The sequence below is a fragment of the Ktedonobacteraceae bacterium genome (assembly GCA_035653615.1).
Classification (GTDB): domain Bacteria; phylum Chloroflexota; class Ktedonobacteria; order Ktedonobacterales; family Ktedonobacteraceae; genus DASRBN01.
Genome location: DASRBN010000012.1, coordinates 173,039 through 194,772 on the forward strand (window position 1 = coordinate 173,039; position 21,734 = coordinate 194,772).

Here is a 21,734-nt window from a genome sequence, read left to right on the forward strand (position 1 = left end):
TCGAGCATGTACAACAAAGGAGGATGTATGAGCATTCAATTTGACGCTGTGTACGGGACGCGCAAAGACCGCGAGATGCACCTCGATATCTACCAGCCATCAAGCTCCATCAATCACCGTACCGCCGTTCTCATCCTTCACGGTGGGGGATGGGCAGCCGGTGACAGAAAGTTGATGCAGTCTCGCTGCGAAGCCCTTGCCAGTCGCGGGTTTACCACCCTGGCCGTCGAGTACCGCTTTCTGGGCGAGATCCCGTGGCCAGGTCAGCTCCATGATGTCAAAACCGCCATTCGCTGGACCCGCACACATGCCAGCGAACTCGACATCGATCCAAATAAGCTCGTACTGCAAGGCCACAGTGCTGGCGCTCACCTCTCCCTGATGGCCGCGGGCACCTTTGGCAAGCCAGATTTCGATCCAGATTTTGCTTCTGCACCTCCAGCCGGTCCGATCTCCGCCGTCGTCGCCTATTACCCACCAACGCGTCTCACTGCTGACCGGGCAATGCCCGACATCAGTGCCGGGCCTCCAGACCCGGAGGCGTTTCGGGCGATTCGAGGTGCCGATGGTTCGATCCCCGCGGCGATGCTCTTAGGGCCAGCGGGGACCGCTGAAGAGGCCGCGTCGGCAAGCCCCATCAATTATGTCACGGGGGTGTTTCCTCCCACGATTATCCTCCACGGTACCGCTGATATGCTAGTTGCGCACGCTGGCTCTCTCAGCTTCTTCGAGAAGCTCCAGGCGGCGCAGGTGCCCTCCGAACTGCACCTCTTCTCAGGGGTCAACCACGAATTCGATATCACGCCGAGTTTGACCGAGGTCAGCACGACAGTTGTCGCGTCTTTCCTCAACCGATACGTCGTGGACCCAGGGGGATTCGCAGAGGAGGTTGCACGGACTAATCCGCTGGCTGCTATGACGGCCTAAGATTGCTTGTTTCACCCCCACACGCTGACGTACGGTTCTGCAAGTGAGTGGGGAGGGGCGACGATTGAGTGGGATCATACTCCTTTTCTGGTCCTTCTCGATATCTTCGTCTCGTTCAATTGAAGTGTGCAAAGGAGCGCTCAAGATGACACAAACGCCAACGCCAAACATGACGGATTACGAGGCGGAACGGCAGCATTTCCACCTGGATGTTCCCGCAGAATTCAACTTTGCTATCGATGTGATCGGTAAATGGGCCAGTGACCCCGACAAGCTCGCCATGCTCTGGGTGGGCCAGAACGGGGAGGAGCGGCGCATTTCCTTCGCCCAGTTTGCCGAACGTTCCAGCCGCGCCGCTAACGCCTTCGTCACGCTAGACATGCAAAAAGGCGATCGCGTGCTGGTGATGTTGCCGCGTATTCCCGAATGGTGGGAAGCCGTGCTGGGTCTGATGAAGATGGGAGCCATCCCCATTCCCTGTACCACGCTGCTGACGCCCAAAGACATCCAGTTCCGCGCCGAGATCGCCGAAGCTGTCGCCATCATCACCGATCACGAGGGTGCGGCCAAATTCGACCAGGTGCGTACCGACTGTCCCACCGTCAAGTACGCCATCCTGGCCGACGAGGCCAATGCTGGCACAGCAGGCCACGAAGGCTGGATCGATTTCCAACAGATCCTCAGTGAGGCTTCGCCCGAGTACAGGGGCCCCAAGACACGCAGCGATGATGCCTGCCTGGTCTACTTCACCTCCGGCACGGTGGGCTATCCCAAGATGGTGCTGCACACGCAGGCCAGCTATCCCATCGGCCACACCATTACCGGCAAATACTGGCTCGACTTGCACGAGAACGATCTTGTCTGGAATTTATCTGAAATGGGATGGGCAAAGGCTGCGTGGAGCAATCTTTTTGGCCCCTGGATTCAGGGCGCGGCCATATTCATCCAGGATGCTCGCGGCAAATTTGACCCCATCGAGACCCTGGAGATGCTCAACAAATACCCGATCAGCACGCTCTGCGCCCCGCCCACTGCTTACCGCATGATGGTGCTCGACGAACCGATGGCCTATATGAAAGCCCATCCTCCAAAAGCACTGCGCCACTGCGTGGGAGCGGGCGAACCGCTCAACCCGGAGGTCATCAAGGTCTGGGAAGAGGCGACGGACATGACCATTCGCGATGGCTACGGGCAGACCGAGACCGTGCTGCTGTGCGCCAACTTCCCGCCCATCCCCGTCAAACCCGGCTCGATGGGCAAACCCTCTCCCGGTTTCGAGGTCAGCGTCATCGATCACGATGGCAGCGAACTGCCGCCCAACAAAGAGGGGGATATTGCAGTGCGCGTGAAGCCGAACCGCCCGACGTGGATGTTCAAAGAGTACTGGCGCAATCCTGAAGCCACCAACGCCTGCATTCGCGGCGACTGGTACATCACCGGCGATCGCGCCTACAAGGACGAGGACTGCTACTTCTGGTTCGTGGGACGCGCCGACGATGTCATCATCAGCGCCGGCTACCGCATTGGCCCCTTCGAGGTCGAAAGCGCGCTCAAAGAACATCCCGCGGTCGCCGAGTCCGCTGTCGTTGCCAGCCCCGACGAGATGCGTGGCGAGATCGTCAAAGCCTTCGTCATCCTGGCTCCCGGCTACACCGCCTCGCCCGAGCTGGCAAGCGAACTGCAAGAGCATGTGAAGCGCGTCACCGCCCCCTACAAGTATCCACGCGAGATCGAGTTTGTGGACAGTCTGCCCAAGACGATCTCCGGCAAGATCCGTAGAGTAGAACTGCGCGAGCGCGAACGCGCCCGCAAGGCTGAAAAATAAGAGCATGGTTCACCCTTGCGGACCGGGCGAAGACAACATGGTCACACAAGAAGACTGCCAGCATAAATAGGGGACTTCACGAGAAATCGTACCCGTGCGACGACCAGGAACACTCCTTTCCTGTTGCCCGAAACGCACAAAAAGCAACGGCGAACGATATTCGGGACCCGTTATGTACGGAGAAAATAGGGGATTTACCCGACCGGGGGTACGATTTCTCGCGACATAATGCGCACCCCAAAATGAGGCAGGATGTCGCTGTACACCTTTTGACACAACATAAAACCGCTTGCTTGCTGGCTCTCACGCCGCTCGCTTGCCACGAAGCGGCCTGTGGTGAGCCAGTAAAGAGACGGTTCATCGAAGAGAGCGGGAGACGGGACTCGAACCCGCGACAGCCTGCTTGGAAGGCAGGGTGTTACGGCTTCGCCGCCAGCTTCCTATAAAATGGCTCTGGGAGAGCGATCATACGGTTTCGCTGTGACCCACGCTCATCTGTGGCAGATGGTCATGGATCAGATGTACTGGAAAGAGTATACGCGTCACCTTCTCGAAAGGCAAGAGAGGCAGATGGTCAACCACCCAGGAACGAGGTGCTGCCCTTCGCTCTTATGCTCATTAACAGCCTTTGGAACATTTTCAAATTCCCGCTGATTAGCAACGAAATCGTCCCTGCAAAACTTAAAAACGAAAGTCCTCAAAACCTTCTTCCTCTTGGCAAAGCTGCATTGAACGGAGAACCGCACCACCTCTCCTGAGGAGAGTTCTGCCTTCACACGTGCGACAATATCCGGAGCAGAGAAATGATGAGGGACATAGCTAAGATGACCAGAAAAACAGGCAACATCCTCCGCAGGAGGAGCCGAGGCTTCGGCAGGTTCGCTATATTGTCACCACCGCCCCGCAGACCGGCGATCCAGTTGATGGTTACTACGCCGCCTTCCGAGATGGCTATTTCTTTTGTACTGGGAAAGGGGCCAGTAGGGAAGAGGCTCTTGCCGACCTGCTCCCCAAACTCGAGGCGTATCTTTTGAGGGAATGGCAAGAGAGCAAACGCAAGCTCCTTCCCACCCCGCTCTCTTCCGAGGAAGAGGTGAACACCGTGGTCATCTCCATCCCTGATCTTTTTGGAGAGAGATACGCCCTACCCGACGAGCAGCGGCACAAACGACTGCAAGAGCGGCCACGGGTCGCCATCTACATCCAGAAGGTACCCGATCGACTGCCAGAAAGTATCAAACGGCACTATGCCTCCCGACTGAGTGAATGCCGAACATATGCAACAGAGCAGGGGTGGCAGGTTGTTGCCATCTACGATGAGGCCGAGCACCCAGAGAAGACACCCCTCCTCGAGGATATCCGGGCGGGACGAGTGGATCTCGTGCTGGTTCATTCGCTCCATGATCTCAGCCATGAGAAGCGCGAGGTACTCACACTCTACGCGGAGATGCGGGCTACAGGTGTCCATCTTCACGAGCACAGGGCAGGCGACTTCGAGTCCATCTTGCAAGAAGATGAGCGCTTCACCCATTTTCTCTACCAGCTTGAACCCGCATGGATTGATTACCTATACAGCAGCAGGGCACCTCGGCAAGGAGAATCACTCCCTCTCAGCCACACCACCACAAGAACAGGAGCATCCCATGAGCTATATCGAGCAGAGAAATGCGCGCCTGGCTCTCTCCCGCGAACTTAAGCATGACATCGAGACCGCCGTCTATCTTCATGCTACTACAGAAACCGAACTTGCCGAGCGGGAAGCCCGCTGTATGGCGCTGGCAAAGCAACAGGGATTGAAGGTCTTGACCATCTGCCAGGATCTGATCACCTCTGAGGAAAAGGACTACCGTCGCGCGCTCGCACGCCTCTATCTTCCCCCGATCCCGTTTGACATCATCGTCGTAGACGATCTCACCCAATTTGCCGAGACGCAAGAGCAGGTGGATGAGATTATTGAACGATTCTACGAGCAGCATTGCTATGTCCTTCCTGTCGGAGCGTCCTCCCATCTCAAACCACTCCAGTTTGGTCAAGATGGCATCCTCTGCCGAGGCTACTCTCACCGGTCGCGTTCCTGCCTCCAGGATGTGCGATTGAGCCCGATTCGCTTCTTCTCGCGTAAAGGCGCGCCGTTTTGAGGGGCATAAGATCTATCTTGAGCATTGTGCTCAGATGGATTACACTGTAGGGCAAGTCCCAGCGAACTGCGTCTTGCCAGGCCTGCTCATCGACATAATAGTCGCGCTGGAGGCGTTGCACCAGCAAACGCACCTGGCTTGATCCAATAGCAACAATCACGTCCACATCCTGGGTGCGTCGCACCAGACCATGCAGAGAACTGGAAACTGAGCCGCCGATGTAGTAGGTGATACCAAGCCGCTCGAACGCTTCGATGAGCGGAGTTAGCGCTTCCATGACCTCGTGATACAGCGACATCAGCGACCTCTTCCTTCGTGTCTTCTTTTGCTTGCTGATATTACGCTTAGACGGTAGAGGATCGACAGATTGAAGCAGTTTCCCACGCGCGCACGCAGGGTTCGCAGGTGCGTGATACTCAGGCTTCTTCCAGCCCGGCATCGGCCAGCGCCTGGTGCCAGGTCTCTCTCACGTCGAGCTTGTCGGCCCATTCTGCCAGGAGCGCCAGATCGAGATCTGGACCTTGCACTTTCAGCATGCCCAGGATGTCGTTCCACTCAGCATCATCCTGCATGCCATCGGTACGCGAACGCGCGTCTCGCCGATAGTGCTGGACTTTGAACAGGATCATTTCGGTTGCCGAGGCAAGATGGATGGGAGGATAGCGTTCGTCAAGGGTAGAGCATGCGATGAGTTGGCGCATGAGGGTATCGAATGCCTCGTGTTTCGAGAGAACGACATCGACCTTCATCAGCGAGTCCAGGTGGATTAAAGGAAACAAGCCACATGTTCGCGCAGCCTCTCGAGCCTCACTTTCATTGAAGAGGTAGTGGTGCCTGAGTACGGAGAACAACAAAGGAAGCACCTGTTCGTCCAGGTCGACAACCAGATCGATATCCTGCGCCAACTGCTGCATGCCATATAACGAGCTGGCAATCGAGCCTCCCAGGTAGTATGGCAGATGCAGATCTTCGAGGGCATGCCGAGCAGGGAGCATGACTGCGAGCAGATCAACCGGCTGCAGGTGCCAGTCCTCGCGCCTCTCAAGGGCCACCTGCACCAGCTTCGCCAGGCCGGGTCCATAGGAGCAGGAGAGAACATGTACGGCGGCTTGTTGTTCGCTGGCCCCGCGGTGGCGCTCCTGCCAGGTATGGATAGTTGCCCAGATTCCACTTTGGGTCAAGGATTGCACGAGCCTGAACCGTTTGCCCATGGGGGAGTTGCGGATCAACTCAATCATGATCCGCTCGGCCTCGGGATGGGTATCGACAGACTGCGTTCTCATCTCTTGCTCCTCTTATGCATAGTGTACGAGCATTGCTCGAGCTCGTCAAGGGAGAAGACTAGAAACCCAGGGAGATTTACAAGTTCGCAGGTTGAGCGGACTTCCATTCGTTTGGTTCTCGCTTTTGTGCTCAGTTTCACGACTTTTAAATGGCCCTGGGATGTCTATCTCTGATAGTGGCCCTTTCCGGCTAGTCCATCCCTGGATTTTTTCGTATCGAGCTTGTCACCATAGTCGTGCAAGCTATTGTACTGCTCACAATGCGTTAAAACCGAGATCTCGCCACAGCATTTCGAGTTGCGATCGTTCCCAATCAGCGTATGTTTGCGGGTCGTTTAAGAAGCGCTCCCATGCTTCATTTAGTAAGGAAGGGATATTCCCACCGGTAGAGTTAGAGGCATTAAAGCTCCGCAGGCTCAGCATCCGACACACTTCGATAGTACGCTGTGCCAAAGCTTCAATCAAGGTCTGTGGATAGCACACCTCATAGTCGGGAGGCAGCGTCTCTCCACAAGCGGCGAGGTAGTTGTCCCAGAGTGTTTGGATACGATCGACTGCCTCTAACGCCCCGATTTGCTCCAGCACAGCAATGATACCCCGGAATCGAGCCTCATCCGCTGGATGTTCCGCTATGTCACTCAGGCCCGGGTAATAGACCGTCCGACTATTGCCAGTACAGAGCCGCAGGTGTTGCCATCCGAAGGCTGGACCGACAAGGTACGTAGCGATCATATCCGCAACGAACTCCAAGACCCAGGCGTCTTTCCACTGCATCAGGAGCACCTCGTACAGCGGCCGGTACTGGAGCGGACGCTGCCCCGTATCTACGCGCCGCTGTTCCTCCAGAATGTAGTGTTCGAGTATGTGAAGAAAATCTTCGAGGAACAAGGCTTTGTATGCTAATAGCAAGATATGGCCCAGTTCGTGACAGAGGTCCGGCTGGCTCAACAACAGTATCCCTTCGATACCCGGTGTACAGACGAGATTGAATTCCGCCACCGTCCAGTAATACTGGTGGGAAAAGGTCGCTACCAATGGGGCCGACAGAGGCCATCCGATCTGCTCCGTCAACCGCTGGCAAAACCTGGTAATCCGCCGGTCCGGCTCTGCATAGCGCTCGACGAAGAGAAACGGGAACGATTCGATCACCCTGACACGCTCATTCAAGCGCTTGTACAACTGGAGGTGATTCGACAGCAGCAGAGGGCTGCTCAGGCTGGGATCAGCCAGCAGCTGTGCCACCCTGCGTCGTATGCGTTCTGCCTCCTGGTAGGTGCTCATGGCATACGAGCGAACTTCCTGGTCTACGGGGATTGTTGCCAGACGATCTCGCAAGGTAGAGCAGCGCCGCTCTAAATCCTGCAGGAGTCCATGTAAAAACCGTTCCACGCTACGCGCTCCTCCAATTCCTTACAGACGCATCAGCCGACGGAAGACACTTGATGCTTCTGCATCCGCCAGCATCGCGAGATGATCGAGAAGAGCAAGGTCCTCGTTGCTCAGTTGCAACGGTTCAGAATGTAACTGGGCAGCTACACGCGAGAGGTCATCCAGATAGTAGGCAAGGTCTCCACGCCGCTCGGTTCGTAGCCGGACAATCAGGGCTCCCGGTATCTGGACCGTCGTTATATCCTTTACATGGCGCGCTCTGGAAGCACTCAGCAAGTTGACAAGAGTAGTCAATATCTCTGCTAGAGTACGCACGCTGTCGTTCAGTTGTTCAGCATCGATCGTTTCTCCCCAAGGTAGGTTATACCGGACTTTCTTGAGTATGATGAGTGCATTGCTAATACGCTGCGAGAGGTCAGAAGCGGTTTTATATTCATGCGAAAGGACGCTCATATCGCTCATAGCCTTTCGCCTCCCTCCTTCTCATGTGTTGTTCATGGGACGACTGACGGCCACCCCTAAAGTGTCAGACATGAACGCATCTTCTTCTAGAGAATCAAGTGCCTCGGCAAGCTCTGTTTCGTATAAGACCCCCTCGTCCTCTACCTGACTGGCAATGGGCTCCAGGAAGTCATCGGCCAGCTTCACGGTCAGGGGGAGTCGGGCGCACTTATCGGGCGCTGTAAAGGCTAGCTGCGATAAGGCGAAGATATCCTCCAGCACCCAGGCAACATTGAGATCCCCCTCGGCAATAAACGCAGCCAGGGGTTTGGCAGTACCCGGAAAGCGGAACGGCCACCCTGTCGTGCAGACGACTCCCTCCGTGCGACCAAGGATATAGTAGCTCCCGACGGGACAGTTCTGCGCTCTTTGCAGGGACTCTCCCTCCACAAGGCGCAGCCGGTCGGCAGTCGTTTTGCGAATATCCACCGCCCCTACAAGGACTTCACGCGGAAGGACACCTTTGCTCTTCAGTTCCTGCACCGCTCTGTGCAGACCTTGTAATTCAGAGGGAAAGGTGCGCCCATCACGATGAATGACGATGCTTCGTGGCCGGAGTTGCAAGTCTGCAAGGTCCTCGGAGAGGTGCTTGAGCAAAGTCTCCCGCATCAGGGGCATCGTCAACCGCTCCTTCTGTTTGCATGGACAGTTGCGAAAATAGATGTGCCGACCGTGATTATAGACAAAGGTGAAACCGGCCATGCCGTTCAGGACATCGATGCCGATGTACACCTCGTAATGAAGGGGAGCAGCCAGAGACCAGATCCACTTGCGATTCACTACCATCATCCCAAAAGCGCAGTTCTGCACATAACTCGCAAGTTTGTGCGCTCGGTCCCGTCCCGGACTGTAGATGGACATACGCGCATCCCACTCATAGTAGCTGCGAATTTTGTTGGCCATCGCGCATTGGAACTGCAGATCTGGCCAGAGCTCCCGTTTCATATAATTATGCAGGTCTCGTTTGGCGCGCTCAGGAAGGACTAATAATGCATAGCCGTGATCAATGCGGCTGCTGGAAATCGCGCTCTTGATGGCCTGGACTTGGGCGTACAGCGAATTCGCCTTGCCGTCATCGTAGAGAACGCGCTGTACCGCATAGCCTGGCTTGTGAGCGATCGCCTGCATCGCGCTTTGAAACCGCTTCATAAAGTCGTCGTTGATAGAGCGATGCAGGCTCTGCGGAAGAAAAAGATACTGCACATCGAACGGGGTGGTATCCAGCGGCCCCGCCTGTGGATCGAGGACGAGTTGCAGCCGCCGCTGGCCAAGCTGGGGTAGAGGTACCACGTCGGTAGCTTGAGCCGTGACCCCTCTCTCTACAGCCAGTACGCGGTCTTTGCCGAATCGCTGCGCGGGGACTGGAAAGAAGCGGCGTTCGATTTCCAACGGCTGCTCCGTTATCTGAATCCTGTGGGAGCCGAGCCCCGCGTGTTGAAAATGGCGCGCGACGATTTCGGCGATGCGCCCGAAACGCGCCGCTGGCTCCAGGATGGAAAGGCGGTGCAGATAGGCCGTTTCCTCGTCGGCCGTTGAGAGGAGCAGCTTGCAGAGGGCTAAAGCACCGTAGCGCTCCTTTTCGTTCCCTGGGTAGTGATAAATGATCGCCGGGCTATCGGGGCCAAGATCACGTACCCACGCCGGAGGGTTCATTCGCCATTGCTCTTTGGTGTACGCGAAAACGTTGTGGGCCTGTGTCTCGCCTTCAGCGAAAAACTGTTGCTCAGCAATGGTTCTGCCTGTGAGACCCCAGAGTTGGACAGGATACCACTGGTGACCGAAGTGATAGAGGCAGTGCCTACGGAGATATCTGTTCGGATCGTTCTCATCCCATCGCTCTGGCAGCCAGTAGCGGTCCACATAGCGGGAGGTCGTGTCCACCGCCAGGAAGAGGCGGCCATTCTCCATCACGATCACGTTCCAGGTGAAACCGGGATAGATGTCAACACGATCCCTCGAGTTGTCTCGATTCAGCGCCTGCTTGTAATAGTAGGCACGGCCACTGCCCCAGAGATCCTGGGAACGCTGCAATGGAGAACTCAACGCGAAGTGGAGAAACGCGATAGCAATCTGCGCCGTATCCGCATCGAGGCGGGCAAAATCGAGGATATGGCTTTCCTTGCGCGGGGCCAGAGTGACGACATGGGGCATGAGCTGCCGCTGTAACTGCGGAAGCGTGGCATCGGCCGGGATGGCCAGGAAATGAGCAGACCCGTCCCGCACTAAAGCGACTGGCTGCCGCAGTTCATAACGAACCGCCTTGAGGAGCTGGTTGATGTTCTTCTCATAGTGGTCACCGGGCGGCAGGTTCTGTACCTCGAGCAGCCGGTAAGCAACTTCCAACTCGCGTCGGTTGGTCACCTCAAAGAGGTTTGCCCAGCGATGTCTCCCGCGTCCTGTGCCGCGATACTGTGTATTCGTCACCATAGCCTCTCCTGGATCACCTCTGCTTCACTGGGACACCCCGTGTCCGCGAGTTGCTGCACGCACAGGGAACCGAAGTTACAGTGAAAGCAGGTGCCTGGCCGCTCGGCTACCTCGAACTCGCTCAAGTCCAGGTCCTCGAATCTGCCAGTGCCAATGAGTGTTTCCCGTTCTACCAAGCTTCTGTAAATGAAGTCTTCCGCCTCTTCGAGATGCTGGCTGCTCACCGGATGCACGCGTATCTGGTTCTTGAGCAGATTCGCCTCGAGGAGTTGAACTGATTCCGCCCTTACCCAGGGCCAGCGGCCGCAGCGCGCCACGGCCAGGGCATACACGAGGAGTTGGCGCGAATAATCGCTCGTTTCGCTTTCGGCGATCTTCCAGTCCACCACGGTGAGCCGACGATTCCTCTCGACATATACCAGATCCGGCGTTGCCGTCACGCTCTCCCCATTCAAGGCAAAACCGAGCGTCTGCTCCGCGACATGACCAGAGCCTGCATAGAGACGAGCGAGAAATTCGCGCTGTCCTGCGAGGTGCTCAAAACATCGGGTTATAGTGGTAGAAACCTGCTCCATGCTGGTCGGTGAAATTGCTAGCCCATATTCATGCTCGAAGAGCGCACAGTACTCGTTCGCAGCTGCTTGCTTTGTCTGGCCAGGCTCGCGGTATCGCTTCGCAGCTGAGAAAGCAAGCTGCCTTCGGGCAAGGGCCTGAGCCGCAACCGCGAGAGCTGTTGGATCGAAGGGGCGCTTCGCACGCAGATCGGCAAGAAAGTTGGTAGCCAGTATCCGATGCACAAGACTGCCCTGCCATGCCGAGAGGTGTTGAAGCTGCTTAAGGACGTAGGCTTCAGACCGGAGCGGATCATGGGCCTTATGGGAGGCGATGACGTACCCAAAGGCGTAGGCCCGCTGGCATCGCCGCATCACGGTGTGCCCTGAGTATGACCATCTCATAGGTTAACTTTCCTTGCCTCTTCTGCCATAAGTCATTCTCCCTCTTGTTCGGTCCAACATCTTTTACCGGTCATCAGGTTACTCTTCATCTTCGGCCTGCCTATCGAGATAGGCCAAGAGATCACGCCAGCCTTCGGGGCTCTTAATCGTTTCGGTAGCGCGTCGGAAGAAGCGCATCGCATCCTTGTCCCGCGCGATAGCCTCCAACACCGGCGGCACCTTGTTGGCAAGCTCCATCAACTCCAGTTCATCGACCTCTAGAATCCGCGCCAGGTCCTGAAGAGTCTTGATGGAGGGTGTATGCTCAAGACGATTATTCTCGATCTTGGAGAGATAGCTGAAATCGACGCCAGCCTGCTCAGCGAGTTGACGTTGTGTGAGGTGGTGCTGGCGTCGCAACTCCTTAATATATTCTCCCAGTGTCATAGCGCACCCCTTTCTCCTATCCACAAGTATACCAAAATGTTGACTTGAAGTCAACATCAACTTCGTTGATTCTGCGGATAAGCTTTTTTCACCGAAAGACATGCTCAGTCAATCTTCTCAGAACCTCATTTTCGTCCAAATTAATGACACGAAATGAGATGGCCTGAGAGCCAGGAGAAATGGTTGAGCTACGACAATACCCGTTGTTGTCGAGCTAATGCTGCCCACCCTCTCAAGGCTGTACAGAACTCGCTTCTCACTTTTTTTACGCTATTTTGGACGAAAATTAGGCAGAAAGATGGGTTGAGATGCTCGAAACGACACAGGAACGATGGGACGCTTCATGTGAATGAGTTGGCGGCCAGGTGCTAAATCTATGTTTAACAAGATTCACGAGAATTGCGCTGGTTGGCTGCCATACGTCCCCTTTTTATGCCCCTGTCATCTCCACTTCGTCTTTAAGATTGATGAAAGGAGCATCAGGTCTCAGGCGATAGCATCCTCTTTTTTGCCGAATCTCTCAGTGTTTGAAACGATGTCTGACAGCCGAGTCCACCTTGTCAGACAACACGGCGATTTCCCCGGCGATGTCTAACATCTTGCTGCGGCGAGCAGGGGCGTGCATTGACGAACACGCACGTCCTCTGTGAAAGAGGAAAAATCGTCCTTAAGACTATCTTCACTCAGGCGTGAGAAAATAGAACACAGAAAAAATTTGCCATGTTTGCTCTCGATTCCCACAGCCAATGCGGTTATGCTTGTCTCATCTGTAAACGCTCTCATAAGAGAGGAAAAGGAGGGAGAAGAGATGGAGCCCTATGTGAACTCTCCGCAGTTTACTGCCCGTCCAGTTCAACCCTGGTATGCAAAGCAGGAGATGGTAGAGGCCGCCAGGGCCTATGGCTATGAGGCAACCGAGGCGCTTTTGGACGATTGGATCAAGAAAGGGTTGATGGGGCACGCTGAACGAGCCGGACTTGGGCGCGGGCGCGGCTCTGTTGCCTGGTGGTCCGCTTCACAATTTACGCTGTTTGTAGAATGTCTCAAAGCGCGACAGCTTGGAAATCTCCGGATTGGCCAATTGTGCGCGTTTCCGGTATGGAGATGGGTCTACTTGAGAGAGCTAGGAGGGGTGAAGCTTCCTCAAGTCAAGCGTGCTATGGAGACCTGGGTTGCTTCCGTCAAGAGCACAATCACTGAGCGTGAGCGCAAAGAGGTGCGCAAAGGAATGAAGAAGCTGCAGGGGCGCGGCGCTTCTGGAAAACTGGCCTTAATTCAGGAACTCACCGCCATCGGGTCCTTTCAGAAGGACCCAGATCCAGACCTGCTCCGCTACCTGCTCGAGCCCGTGGTGACCGACTCTCCTCTCCAGGTCACTCTGGAGAACGGAGAAACACGCTCATCCGACATCGAAATGCTTGCGACGCTCTACCCTCTGCGCATGAGGGCCTTCCGGCAGTATGAGCAAAAGATCGCTGGTCTACCCGATACCGTGTGGGAGTGGGCGCGGACCTTCCTACTCTTCCTGCAGTACCAGGGGCAGCGGGCGCAGCCGGTACTCGCGCGCAGCCGACGGTTGGCCGAACGCTATCACCGCCTTACCATCTATGATGTCCTCTGGGGCTGCTGCTATGACCTGCTCACACCCCTCTCACTGGCAGCCCTGGAAGCGGTCCCAGATCAGTCCAGCCGCGATCCCCTGCCGTTTCTTTCCTACCGGGCGTGGCAGGCAGGGGAAGCGACCGCGCGAGTCACCACGACCCTGGTTCCATCTCAACTCCTGCTGCCCGGTGGGGACCCGCTCATCTATCTGCGCAATGAGGTGGGCATTGCCTACCAGGAACACCTCTATAGCTTTACGCTTAATCTGCCGTTTCTCTGAATCGCCCGTTCGCCGGACGGTCTTCCAGCAGAGCAGGCGGAGATGCGAGGCTTCGACGAGGCCAGCAAGCTGTGGTGGGAATGGGCGTGGTGCTCGACGCGCAAGAGAAGCAAGCATATTGGGAGAAATGGGATGACATTTGTAAGCTCTTACACGATCAGGCCCGTGCAGGTAGGTTCCGGACAGGCTCCCTGCCGCCTGGACCTTTCGGACCTCTCACTGGTAGTGCCTGTCTACAACAACCGACATGGGGTCCAGCGGCTATTGGTGGCGTGTCTGGATATGTTTTCGCCAGGTCGCTGCCCCCGAGAGATTATTATCGTTGATAATCTCTCCACTCCCCCGCTCACCGTTCCCCGGTTCGCCTCCTGGGGCCTTCCGCTGCAGGTACTCTCGTGCCGTCGGCCAGGTACTGCTGCGGCGCGCAACCTTGGCGCCCGGACCGCGACAGGCGAGTGGGTGCTCTTTCTGGATAGCGACTGTCTGCCGACGCCCAACCTGATTGAGGGCTACCAACGCGCCATCAACGGCGCAGTTGCCTATGCTGGGGTAGTGCGTGCGGCACATGGTGATCCGCTGTCACGGTACTATGACACCCAGGGGATCTTCTCTCCTCCGCCTGTGCGGCACCAGGGAAGAGAGCATCCGGCATACCTGATTACCGCCAATGCGCTCGTATGGCGGCAGGCCCTTGCTCGGGTGGGCGGCTTCGACGAGCGGTTTCCTAACGCCGGAGGAGAGGACGTTGATCTCGGTCTGCGCCTGTGGCGTATCGGGCCGCTAGCCTATGCGCCACAGGCGCAGGTGCTCCATGCTACCGAGCCTCGTCTGGGTGCCTTTATACGCCGGTTCGTCCGCTATGGACGCGCGAATCGCTTGCTCAGCGTCCGCTATCAAGTCGATCTAACGCCGCAGCGGTTTGTCCCGCAGCGGGATACCGCGCTGAATCATGTGCTGGCTGACCTGCAGTTCGCCGCGCTGTGGTGGGGATACGTAACGACAAGACCTGGGAGATCCTGGTCAGTCCCTTCACTGGAAATCCCATGGCGCCTTGACCTTGAATAAGAGGCTGACATTAGAACGGTTCTGCGCCGACCAGCCTCACTTCACACGTCTTTTGATCCAGCGACCAATTGCGGGGAACATCGAATCGGCGTGGAAACAGAGCGAAAGGAAAGACACGCTCAGCCCAGCTATCCACACTGTGCTCATCGATGAGACCAAGGACAGTTTCAAGTGCGACGGTCAGCATTTCGCCTGTTTCACGCAGCAAGAGCCGTTCTTGTTGCGGTGAAAGGCGCCTCTGGAGAAGAGGATGCGGAGCGTATGCCCCTGCGTGGAGATTTTCAACGCTTGAGCCGTTCCGCCAGCACATGTTGATGATTCCATTGGCAAGGACGCGGGTCGGATAGGCGAGAACAGTGCTGCGTATCTGTTCCACCCATTCTGCTTCTCCTCTGGACGCCACAAGCTGCTCCCGTTCTTGTGGAGGAGCGAGTGAGCGTATACATTCGGCGAAAAAAGCCCATTCGAGGAGACGCTCCCTCTTACGAGGAGGAACGCTGATACGCTTGAGGGGTAGTGGAAGCTGTTTGGCCGCCTGCACCAGGGCAAAATAGCGCTCCCTATCAGAGCGGACCATTTCAAGCCATTGCTCGAGCGCTGCCGACGTTTCGATATTGATCCGAGCCATTTCTGCATCTTCAATAAGACTGATGCTTTGCTGGTTTGTCATTGGCCACAGCGGTTTTGATTCGTCTGCCAGGACAGCAAAATAGGACCCCCAACGAAGGCAGACGGACAGCATGGCTCTGACTTGTTCGCTGAGGGTACTCCGTGTGAGCGAGGGTTTGGGCAACTGAGCGGCAATCGTCTCCAAATAGAGCAGGACTTGTTCAAACAGCGTTTGCTCTGGGGGAGAGACCATCCGATAGCGTGTTCCATCAGCTTCCGTCAACTCTTCCCACCGTCCGGCGTGGAGAGCCAGGTGATTGTTTGCATAGATGACTAATTCGTGCTTGCGCTTTTCCATCTCATACGCTCCATGATGGTAAGAGAAGTATGAGTTTGACCTTGAAAAGAATGGACAGGCTCACCATTCTGTTGCTCCAGCCCCTGCTCATGAGGAATAATCCCCGACCAGCATTTTCAGATCAGCGAGTTGGCACTGAGGGTTGAGCGCAATCAGTTCAGCAAGCACCTCTTGCTTCTGTTCAGGCGGTGTCCACTGGATATTCGCCCGCCGGCAAACAATCCGCACGAGATCGTTGTCCTGTGGCTGCTCTCCCAAAAATGCTCGTAACTGTTGGCGAGTTGCTGGCAGACCTCGTTTCTGCAATTCAGAGAGCGTCACCTCGACGAGGATCTCATTCTGGTTCTCCCCGTATGGCCGCGAGGTCATACTGTACCCTTTGCCAACGTCCCAGCGCCAGACGGCATCACTGTGAAGGAGAGCGACTAACAGAGCCGTTTGCAGGTCTGTCAGATCTTGTCTCCTCCAGGTTTTGGTGGGGCTGCTCTCCTTCGCATCAAACGCAAGAGTAATCAGGAGGTCTGCCAGTTCTCCAGCAATCATACCATTGAGCTTGAACTCTCCGCGCTCCTCCCGTTGATCCAGAGACGAGAGTACCTGGATCAACCTGGGGATTAGATGAGAGGCAAAGGAAGAGGAAGGCGCGTACAAAGAGCGGATGACATCAAAGACCAGACGACTCTCGGCCCAGGGAAGCTCGGTGTAGAGATCGTCGAGCGGGTCAGGATACTGGATTCGTTCGAGCAGGAAATCATATGCCCTTGCAGGGACCTCTGGCTTGCGCGTCCACACCAGCGCCATCGCGGCGGCCAGGCGCACCAGGTCTGTCTGGCCATCGTCTAGCCCCTTTGCTAACAGATGCCAGCCAGCGGGGGACGCTTCCTCCTGCCTGGCAAGAAGCGTTCCCAGCGTGAAGAGCAAGCAAGCCTGCACGCGCTGATCGCGCTCAGTGGAAAACCGCTCGGCGAGTAGAGAGACGATCTGAGCAGCCTAGCGGGATAACGATCCCAGCAAACGGAGCGCAGCCATACGGAGCTTCGGGGACGGGTCATCAAGCAAGGAGCAATACAGTGGCAGGCCCGCAGACACCGCCTCATAGGTTTGCTCGACCCAGAAGACCCCTTCCTCTAATTCTGCAAGAAGAGCCGGGTCTTGTTTGCGCTCTTCGCTGTAAAAATGCCAGTGCTGGCGATGATACGTATTCCCCCGAGCCAGATGGGCTAACAAGACTAGAATCTCCTCTCGCTCGGGCATCGTTTCTCCTCGCAGCAGTTCTAACAGGAACGGAACGGCGTAAGCAGACGCCTGATACACGGTTCCCTGGTGATAAATATTGGTGTACAGCGTTCCCAGCGCTCTGCTCCGAAGCTGCTCATCGGTCGAAGCCAGATCGCGAAGCAGTTGGGGGACATCCGCTGCTGAACCATATGCATGAGAAAGGTCACTCCAGGTGATGGATGAAAGCTGTTCCAGCATCGTTTTTCCTCCACAGACATAGGGCAAAAAAAGGATCCAAACAGAGAAAACGACATTTACCACCGTTGGAGATGTATTGTGATCGTATGTGAGCTTGCTGTGTATAGTTATCCTGTGCCGAATATACATACACAAACGATCCAGGAGGGAGGCTACGTCCATCAGGCCACGATATCCTAATAATCAAGGTAGGATTTCTTTTCGGCGAGACAAACTGATCAAGTAGCTTGTCATCGTCAGTACCGATTCTTCCATACCCGACTGCCCCGATCACAGCTCTAGACTCATGTAGAGAAGGAAAGGCATCCGTTTTCAAATATCCCTCTAACAGGTCTAGTGTTTCATTGGGAAGACACACATGCCATTGAAAATCCTGGAGATCATGTCTTTGAGCATCTTTGTAGCTATAGAGCAGGAGCGATAAGTAGCTCATCCTCTCCGGTAAGAGCTTCATCTGCCTTTTCGTAAAGCTCCCCCATGCACCCGTTTCCCCTTTCAGCTTGGCCTGGCAAAGAATTCCTCGTCGGTAGTCCCCAATCTTGAGTAAATTATCGATACGTGTGACCTGGGGGCGGATAATCATCAAGCCGAAGTCCCCTCCAGTAATTTTTTCTGTTGCTCGCTTATGCAAGGTAATATCAGCCACTAATCCCTCGGCAATTTTCCACAACTCCGGCGAATCTTTCAAATCTGGGAAATTCTTTCCCAAATCGCCGAGAAAAGCTTGCGCAAAGAGCCCAGCATGACTGCGTTGACGCAATTGCTCAGCAAATTGAAGATAGAACAAAAGCGTGATCGTTTCTTCATCTGCCCCTGGAAGGTCGCAGCGAATGGTCTTCTGCAGTGCCTTCTCAGCAAGCTTCCAGCAGAGCGAAAGGTTCTCAAGTGTTGCCGGTATTTGCATAATCGTGCGGGGAAGAGCGTAGTTCATGTCACATTTCTCGTTCTATAGCCAAAACACAAGAGGCCAATCCTCAAGTGCGTCTTAGATATGCCGTAGATTGATTCTCCTTTGCTACCAAGGAGCAATGCAGTCCATACCTCTCTCCTGCCATTCTTTTTCACCATCGAAAAATGGAATTATGCTTCATGATCATTGCATTGAACGTAGTAGGAATTCTGAGACGGAAGTTGATTTTGCTTCGGCACAAAAGGTGAGAATACTTTCTGCAAGAGCTTCACTTGAGTGTCTCCCAGTCGGAAGAGTGCTCTCAGCGATTCTGGCCCGGAGCTTCTCAGGCCGCCAACTTATTCCTAGTTGCTTGAGTCACTATCGCGCCCCTCGTACTGGTGGCTCCAGTGACTGGAAACCCGTTGGATCACCCGCTCATGAACCAAACGTCGGGCGATCTGCTGCTGTTCTTCTGTCCACTCGCCAACATAGCGCAGCACACTGGTTCGCGGCCCAGCAGGTGGATCAAAAAACGGAAACGGCGCGACCTGAAAGGGCAGTGGCAAGACGCGCGTGACTTCTGCTATGCGCTCGGTCTCGACGTAGATGGCTACCTCTTTGACAGTCTTGTCCATCATATCTCTTCCTCTTCTTTACCTGCACCAGGATCAGTTTCTATAAGGTGTTTCCTGCCATCCCTACGGTAGCACTACCTGCCACGTCGGTTGCCGGCCTGGGTGCCGTGTGAGAGTTAGTAGCCGCGAAGCAGCACTGGGCTGTCAGGGGGCAGGTGAAGTCAGCGCTCCAGCATGTCCTGCAAGGAAGTGGCCTGCAACGAGATCAAGTGAGCTTCCTCTTGGGTGACTCCTACCTAGTAGACCCCACCTCTTCTGCAATCCAGGCCGAAGCCGCCATTGGCCACCTCGGCGTAGTGGGCACGCAGCAGAGGCGGCAGCAGGAACCCAAGGGCCGTTTCCGTAGCGCATAATTGCTCCTCGCTAGCCGGAGGGTAAGCAAAACCGTGGTGCTGGGGATGATCGGGCCCGGCATGGCGCAGGTCCGGCGTTCCTCCATACCAGCCATCTCGCCGGCATTTCTCCTGGATACGGCTACATAGTTCGGTGAAATCCCGATCCATTAATTCTGCCTTTCTCGGCGAAGGAGGTGCTGTCGAACCCCCTGTATGGGTCGTTCATGAAAAAAGACTCTCCCCATTGTAGCACACGTGTTCGTGAACGGCTAGCGAGGTCTGACATGTGAAGACGGAATCATCCTGGTGTCTGACAACTGCCTCCAGCATGTCAGACACCATTTCAGGTAAAAAAACACAAGATAGCGGAGGCCATTGCGCCGATGATGCTCTCCCCCTCTTCGGTTGGCACAACTGAGAGATGACCAAGCGATCTCCCGACCCACGAAGGCAAGCAGGTGCTCGTTCAGCCGTGAAATGCTGTGGAACGAGCGAAACAGGAGACACGCTTACAGCTTTCAAAGATCGAGAGAAGGAGACCGAACGACTGCCCACAGCCTATCCAGACCAACTGGGTTGTGATAGCCTCCGAGGAGCATGGGATAGCCTACGGCTGCATGGCCTGCTCAGTCACGACCTGCAAGAACGGTAGGAGCATGAGCAGGGTCAGGACGGCGCAGAGCGCGAAGGCTGCGCGGAGTCCGCAGAGTTGCGCCAGCACGCCCCCAAGCAGCGGCCCAACTGCAGCCAGCCCATTGCCCAGGAAGCGATAAGCCGCATTGACTCGTCCCTGTAAGTGATGAGAAACCGTGCGGCCCAGCAGAGACGCCGCGGCGATGGTCCATAACGGTCCGGTCATGCCACCCAACACCGCTGCCCCACCGATGATCCAGGCGTTGGTCGAGAGTGCAGGAGCGGCAAACATCATTGCATTGCCCAGAATGTTGAGGCCAATTGCCCAGCGCCGTCCCAGCCAGCGTTGCACCGGCAGCATCAGAAGCGTGCCGAGTACTCCTCCGGCACTGCCACACATCACGAGGAGGCCGTAGCCAGGAGCCGAGAGTCCGACTGGTCCGGGAGCGACCGCATAGAGCACCAGTAGCGCCAGATAGGCCCCCCAGCAGGCATTGATCACCCCTGCCATGAGACCAAGGGCGCGCAACACTGACCGGTGCCACAGGAAGCGTATCCCCTCGCGAAGTTCCGCTAGCAGATGGCGCTTGCTGCTGCGTGGCGGACGGAACGTTCCATGCAGCAAGAGCAGCGCGGCACATGCGGCCAGAGCACATCCCTCGCCGACACCCAACGCGAGAACGCTGCTGACACTAGCAAAGAGGCCACCCAGTGGCAAAGCGAGCAGTTCAATGAGATTCTGCGCACCGGTCAGCCAGGTATTGGCTCGCTCAAGCAAGGCTGCTGGCACAACCATGGGTACCGCAGCGGCCAGAGCAGGCTCCTCCAACGTCTGGGTCATCCCCAGGACGAACGCCGTTCCGTAGAGTAAGGGCAAGCTAACCGATCCGAACAGCGCAGCCAGGAGAGGCAAGACAAACGTCAGCAAGCGGAGGAGGGCGATGCCAAGCAGCATCTGCCGGCGATCGTAGCGATCCACCAGCGCCCCGACAAACAGACCAAACCCGAGGGAAGGAACTGTCAGAGCGAAGGTGATCCCAGACACCAGCAGTGGCGAGCGGGTCAGGGACGTGGCAAGGATCGCCAGCGCTACCTGCATCGCCCAGGAGCCGAAGTAGCTCGCTCCAGAGGCGGCCCAGAGCGCAAAGAAGCTCCACGCCTCTCGCGCTGCACTCCTGCTCGAGCTGGTCTCAGAGAGAGCAGACTGATCACAGTGGTTCTGTTGTTTCATTGCTGATGTTCTCCGTTTCTTTAAAAGCACAGCCATGAGGAAAATGCCTCATATCTGTGGACTACTTCACTCTGATGAGCAGCCAGGCAGAAAGCCTTCCAGAGGACAGGCATCATTGGGGTTGGAGGCTGCCATCAACGGAGAACCAGATGAGAACTCACCGCATAGCGAATATCTTTCCTTTCTTGCTTGCTTTACTCTCGTGACAGTACACAGTATACTTGAAAGAGGAACGAGGAACTTATCAAGCACTTAACATGTCTTCTCACGTTTTCTCTCCGTTCCTCTGCCTGGGTGCGGAGGAAGCGGCCGCGTTTTGATGGCATAGGTGGGAGACCAGACGAATGAGTAACATACAGCAGGCATCTGAGCAGAACAGAGTCAAGGCAGAACGCGTCCCGAATACGCATTTGAAATCGCAGCAGCTCAAGAAGAACTGGACGCAGGTCTACGTGGCGACCCTGATTGGCTCAAGCGACGTGGAGGTCTCCCACAGTACGAGGCCCAGGCGTATCAGAAGTTGGATCGATTCGAACGGGCCTAGATGTTGCAGCAAGCCCTCTCAGTAGAGGAGTGAACGAGCGGGACGCATTTCTGCCTACACATGTTAAATGTCAATAAGAAATTCGGGTGAGCGCGTATTACTGCTGCCGCTGGTGCTTACTCCGCCAGTTCACCTCCTTCTCCTTGCAGCCGAAGCTGTGCCGTTCTGGCTCGGTAGCTCTCCAACTCCATCATGTCGAGAA

General features: G+C 55.9%; 20 protein-coding genes. 4 read left to right on the forward strand and 16 right to left on the reverse strand.

Annotated elements, in window-relative coordinates:
* The first annotated feature begins 27 nt into the window (after positions 1-27).
* Entirely contained in the window at positions 28-927 is a 900-nt protein-coding gene (locus VFA09_06970) for an alpha/beta hydrolase (protein HZU67005.1), read from the forward strand.
* A gap of 64 nt (positions 928-991) precedes the next feature.
* On the forward strand, positions 992-2,752 hold the full coding sequence (locus VFA09_06975; GenBank protein ID HZU67006.1) for an AMP-binding protein: 1,761 nt from the start codon (positions 992-994) through the stop codon (positions 2,750-2,752).
* A gap of 1,144 nt (positions 2,753-3,896) precedes the next feature.
* On the opposite strand, the gene VFA09_06980 is transcribed toward VFA09_06975, so the two are convergent.
* The 9 genes from VFA09_06980 to VFA09_07020 all read right to left on the reverse strand — a co-directional run bounded on the left by VFA09_06980 (position 3,897) and on the right by VFA09_07020 (position 11,872).
* Entirely contained in the window at positions 3,897-4,145 is a 249-nt protein-coding gene (locus VFA09_06980; GenBank protein ID HZU67007.1) for a hypothetical protein, read from the reverse strand.
* A gap of 217 nt (positions 4,146-4,362) precedes the next feature.
* Positions 4,363-4,785, reverse strand: coding sequence for a hypothetical protein (locus tag VFA09_06985; GenBank protein HZU67008.1), 423 nt, complete (start codon positions 4,783-4,785; stop codon positions 4,363-4,365).
* A complete protein-coding gene (locus tag VFA09_06990; GenBank protein ID HZU67009.1) occupies positions 4,763-5,188 on the reverse strand; it encodes a hypothetical protein in 426 nt (141 codons plus the stop codon). The genes VFA09_06985 and VFA09_06990 overlap by 23 nt, the downstream gene beginning before the upstream one ends.
* A 118-nt stretch (positions 5,189-5,306) precedes the next feature.
* Positions 5,307-6,173, reverse strand: a complete 867-nt coding sequence (locus tag VFA09_06995) for a hypothetical protein (GenBank protein ID HZU67010.1) — start codon at positions 6,171-6,173, stop codon at positions 5,307-5,309.
* Between the two features lie 255 nt (positions 6,174-6,428).
* Positions 6,429-7,562, reverse strand: a complete 1,134-nt coding sequence (locus VFA09_07000; GenBank protein ID HZU67011.1) for a hypothetical protein — start codon at positions 7,560-7,562, stop codon at positions 6,429-6,431.
* A gap of 21 nt (positions 7,563-7,583) precedes the next feature.
* Positions 7,584-8,024, reverse strand: coding sequence for a hypothetical protein (locus VFA09_07005; protein ID HZU67012.1), 441 nt, complete (start codon positions 8,022-8,024; stop codon positions 7,584-7,586).
* A 21-nt stretch (positions 8,025-8,045) separates the two neighbouring features.
* Positions 8,046-10,490, reverse strand: a complete 2,445-nt coding sequence (locus VFA09_07010; GenBank protein ID HZU67013.1) for a hypothetical protein — start codon at positions 10,488-10,490, stop codon at positions 8,046-8,048.
* The gene (locus VFA09_07015) at positions 10,484-11,446 is read right to left on the reverse strand and encodes a PD-(D/E)XK nuclease family protein (GenBank protein HZU67014.1); all 963 of its coding nucleotides are present in this window, start codon (positions 11,444-11,446) and stop codon (positions 10,484-10,486) included. The genes VFA09_07010 and VFA09_07015 overlap by 7 nt, the downstream gene beginning before the upstream one ends.
* 78 nt (positions 11,447-11,524) lie before the next feature.
* A complete protein-coding gene (locus VFA09_07020) occupies positions 11,525-11,872 on the reverse strand; it encodes a helix-turn-helix transcriptional regulator (GenBank protein ID HZU67015.1) in 348 nt (115 codons plus the stop codon).
* An 808-nt stretch (positions 11,873-12,680) separates the two neighbouring features.
* Here VFA09_07020 and VFA09_07025 point away from each other — a divergent pair.
* A complete protein-coding gene (locus tag VFA09_07025; protein HZU67016.1) occupies positions 12,681-13,754 on the forward strand; it encodes a hypothetical protein in 1,074 nt (357 codons plus the stop codon).
* 42 nt (positions 13,755-13,796) lie between these two features.
* Complete coding sequence (locus VFA09_07030; protein HZU67017.1) at positions 13,797-14,819, forward strand: glycosyltransferase; 1,023 nt, start codon at positions 13,797-13,799, stop codon at positions 14,817-14,819.
* A gap of 10 nt (positions 14,820-14,829) precedes the next feature.
* Here VFA09_07030 and VFA09_07035 read toward each other — a convergent pair whose 3' ends face one another.
* The 7 genes from VFA09_07035 to VFA09_07065 form a co-directional block, all read right to left on the reverse strand.
* Positions 14,830-15,786 (reverse strand): hypothetical protein, encoded by a 957-nt coding sequence (locus tag VFA09_07035; GenBank protein HZU67018.1) that lies wholly within the window; start codon positions 15,784-15,786, stop codon positions 14,830-14,832.
* 87 nt (positions 15,787-15,873) lie between these two features.
* On the reverse strand, positions 15,874-16,719 hold the full coding sequence (locus VFA09_07040; GenBank protein ID HZU67019.1) for a hypothetical protein: 846 nt from the start codon (positions 16,717-16,719) through the stop codon (positions 15,874-15,876).
* A gap of 57 nt (positions 16,720-16,776) precedes the next feature.
* Positions 16,777-17,262, reverse strand: coding sequence for a HEAT repeat domain-containing protein (locus VFA09_07045; protein HZU67020.1), 486 nt, complete (start codon positions 17,260-17,262; stop codon positions 16,777-16,779).
* Complete coding sequence (locus tag VFA09_07050; GenBank protein HZU67021.1) at positions 17,228-18,193, reverse strand: hypothetical protein; 966 nt, start codon at positions 18,191-18,193, stop codon at positions 17,228-17,230. The genes VFA09_07045 and VFA09_07050 overlap by 35 nt, the downstream gene beginning before the upstream one ends.
* Positions 18,194-18,516: 323 nt before the next feature.
* Complete coding sequence (locus VFA09_07055) at positions 18,517-18,792, reverse strand: hypothetical protein (protein HZU67022.1); 276 nt, start codon at positions 18,790-18,792, stop codon at positions 18,517-18,519.
* 233 nt (positions 18,793-19,025) lie between these two features.
* Positions 19,026-19,292 (reverse strand): hypothetical protein, encoded by a 267-nt coding sequence (locus tag VFA09_07060; protein HZU67023.1) that lies wholly within the window; start codon positions 19,290-19,292, stop codon positions 19,026-19,028.
* Positions 19,293-19,731: 439 nt separating this feature from the next.
* Positions 19,732-20,988 carry an MFS transporter gene (locus VFA09_07065; protein ID HZU67024.1) on the reverse strand — a complete coding sequence of 419 codons (1,257 nt, stop codon included), beginning with the start codon at positions 20,986-20,988 and terminating at the stop codon, positions 19,732-19,734.
* Positions 20,989-21,734: the final 746 nt, after the last annotated feature.

What these genes read in the sequence shown, in the direction of transcription:
- VFA09_07050 (HZU67021.1), bottom strand. Translation starts at nt 18,193, where the DNA reads ATGAACTACGCTCTTCCCCGCACGATTATGCAAATACCGGCAACACTT.
- VFA09_07025 (HZU67016.1), top strand. Translation starts at nt 12,681, where the DNA reads ATGGAGCCCTATGTGAACTCTCCGCAGTTTACTGCCCGTCCAGTTCAA.
- VFA09_06995 (HZU67010.1), bottom strand. Translation starts at nt 6,173, where the DNA reads ATGAGAACGCAGTCTGTCGATACCCATCCCGAGGCCGAGCGGATCATG.
- VFA09_07020 (HZU67015.1), bottom strand. Translation starts at nt 11,872, where the DNA reads ATGACACTGGGAGAATATATTAAGGAGTTGCGACGCCAGCACCACCTC.
- VFA09_07045 (HZU67020.1), bottom strand. Translation starts at nt 17,262, where the DNA reads ATGCTGGAACAGCTTTCATCCATCACCTGGAGTGACCTTTCTCATGCA.
- VFA09_06970 (HZU67005.1), top strand. Translation starts at nt 28, where the DNA reads ATGAGCATTCAATTTGACGCTGTGTACGGGACGCGCAAAGACCGCGAG.
- VFA09_07030 (HZU67017.1), top strand. Translation starts at nt 13,797, where the DNA reads ATGCGAGGCTTCGACGAGGCCAGCAAGCTGTGGTGGGAATGGGCGTGG.
- VFA09_06990 (HZU67009.1), bottom strand. Translation starts at nt 5,188, where the DNA reads ATGTCGCTGTATCACGAGGTCATGGAAGCGCTAACTCCGCTCATCGAA.
- VFA09_07055 (HZU67022.1), bottom strand. Translation starts at nt 18,792, where the DNA reads ATGATGGACAAGACTGTCAAAGAGGTAGCCATCTACGTCGAGACCGAG.
- VFA09_07065 (HZU67024.1), bottom strand. Translation starts at nt 20,988, where the DNA reads ATGAAACAACAGAACCACTGTGATCAGTCTGCTCTCTCTGAGACCAGC.
- VFA09_06980 (HZU67007.1), bottom strand. Translation starts at nt 4,145, where the DNA reads ATGAACCAGCACGAGATCCACTCGTCCCGCCCGGATATCCTCGAGGAG.
- VFA09_07005 (HZU67012.1), bottom strand. Translation starts at nt 8,024, where the DNA reads ATGAGCGATATGAGCGTCCTTTCGCATGAATATAAAACCGCTTCTGAC.
- VFA09_07060 (HZU67023.1), bottom strand. Translation starts at nt 19,292, where the DNA reads ATGGATCGGGATTTCACCGAACTATGTAGCCGTATCCAGGAGAAATGC.
- VFA09_07010 (HZU67013.1), bottom strand. Translation starts at nt 10,490, where the DNA reads ATGGTGACGAATACACAGTATCGCGGCACAGGACGCGGGAGACATCGC.
- VFA09_07035 (HZU67018.1), bottom strand. Translation starts at nt 15,786, where the DNA reads ATGGAAAAGCGCAAGCACGAATTAGTCATCTATGCAAACAATCACCTG.
- VFA09_07015 (HZU67014.1), bottom strand. Translation starts at nt 11,446, where the DNA reads ATGAGATGGTCATACTCAGGGCACACCGTGATGCGGCGATGCCAGCGG.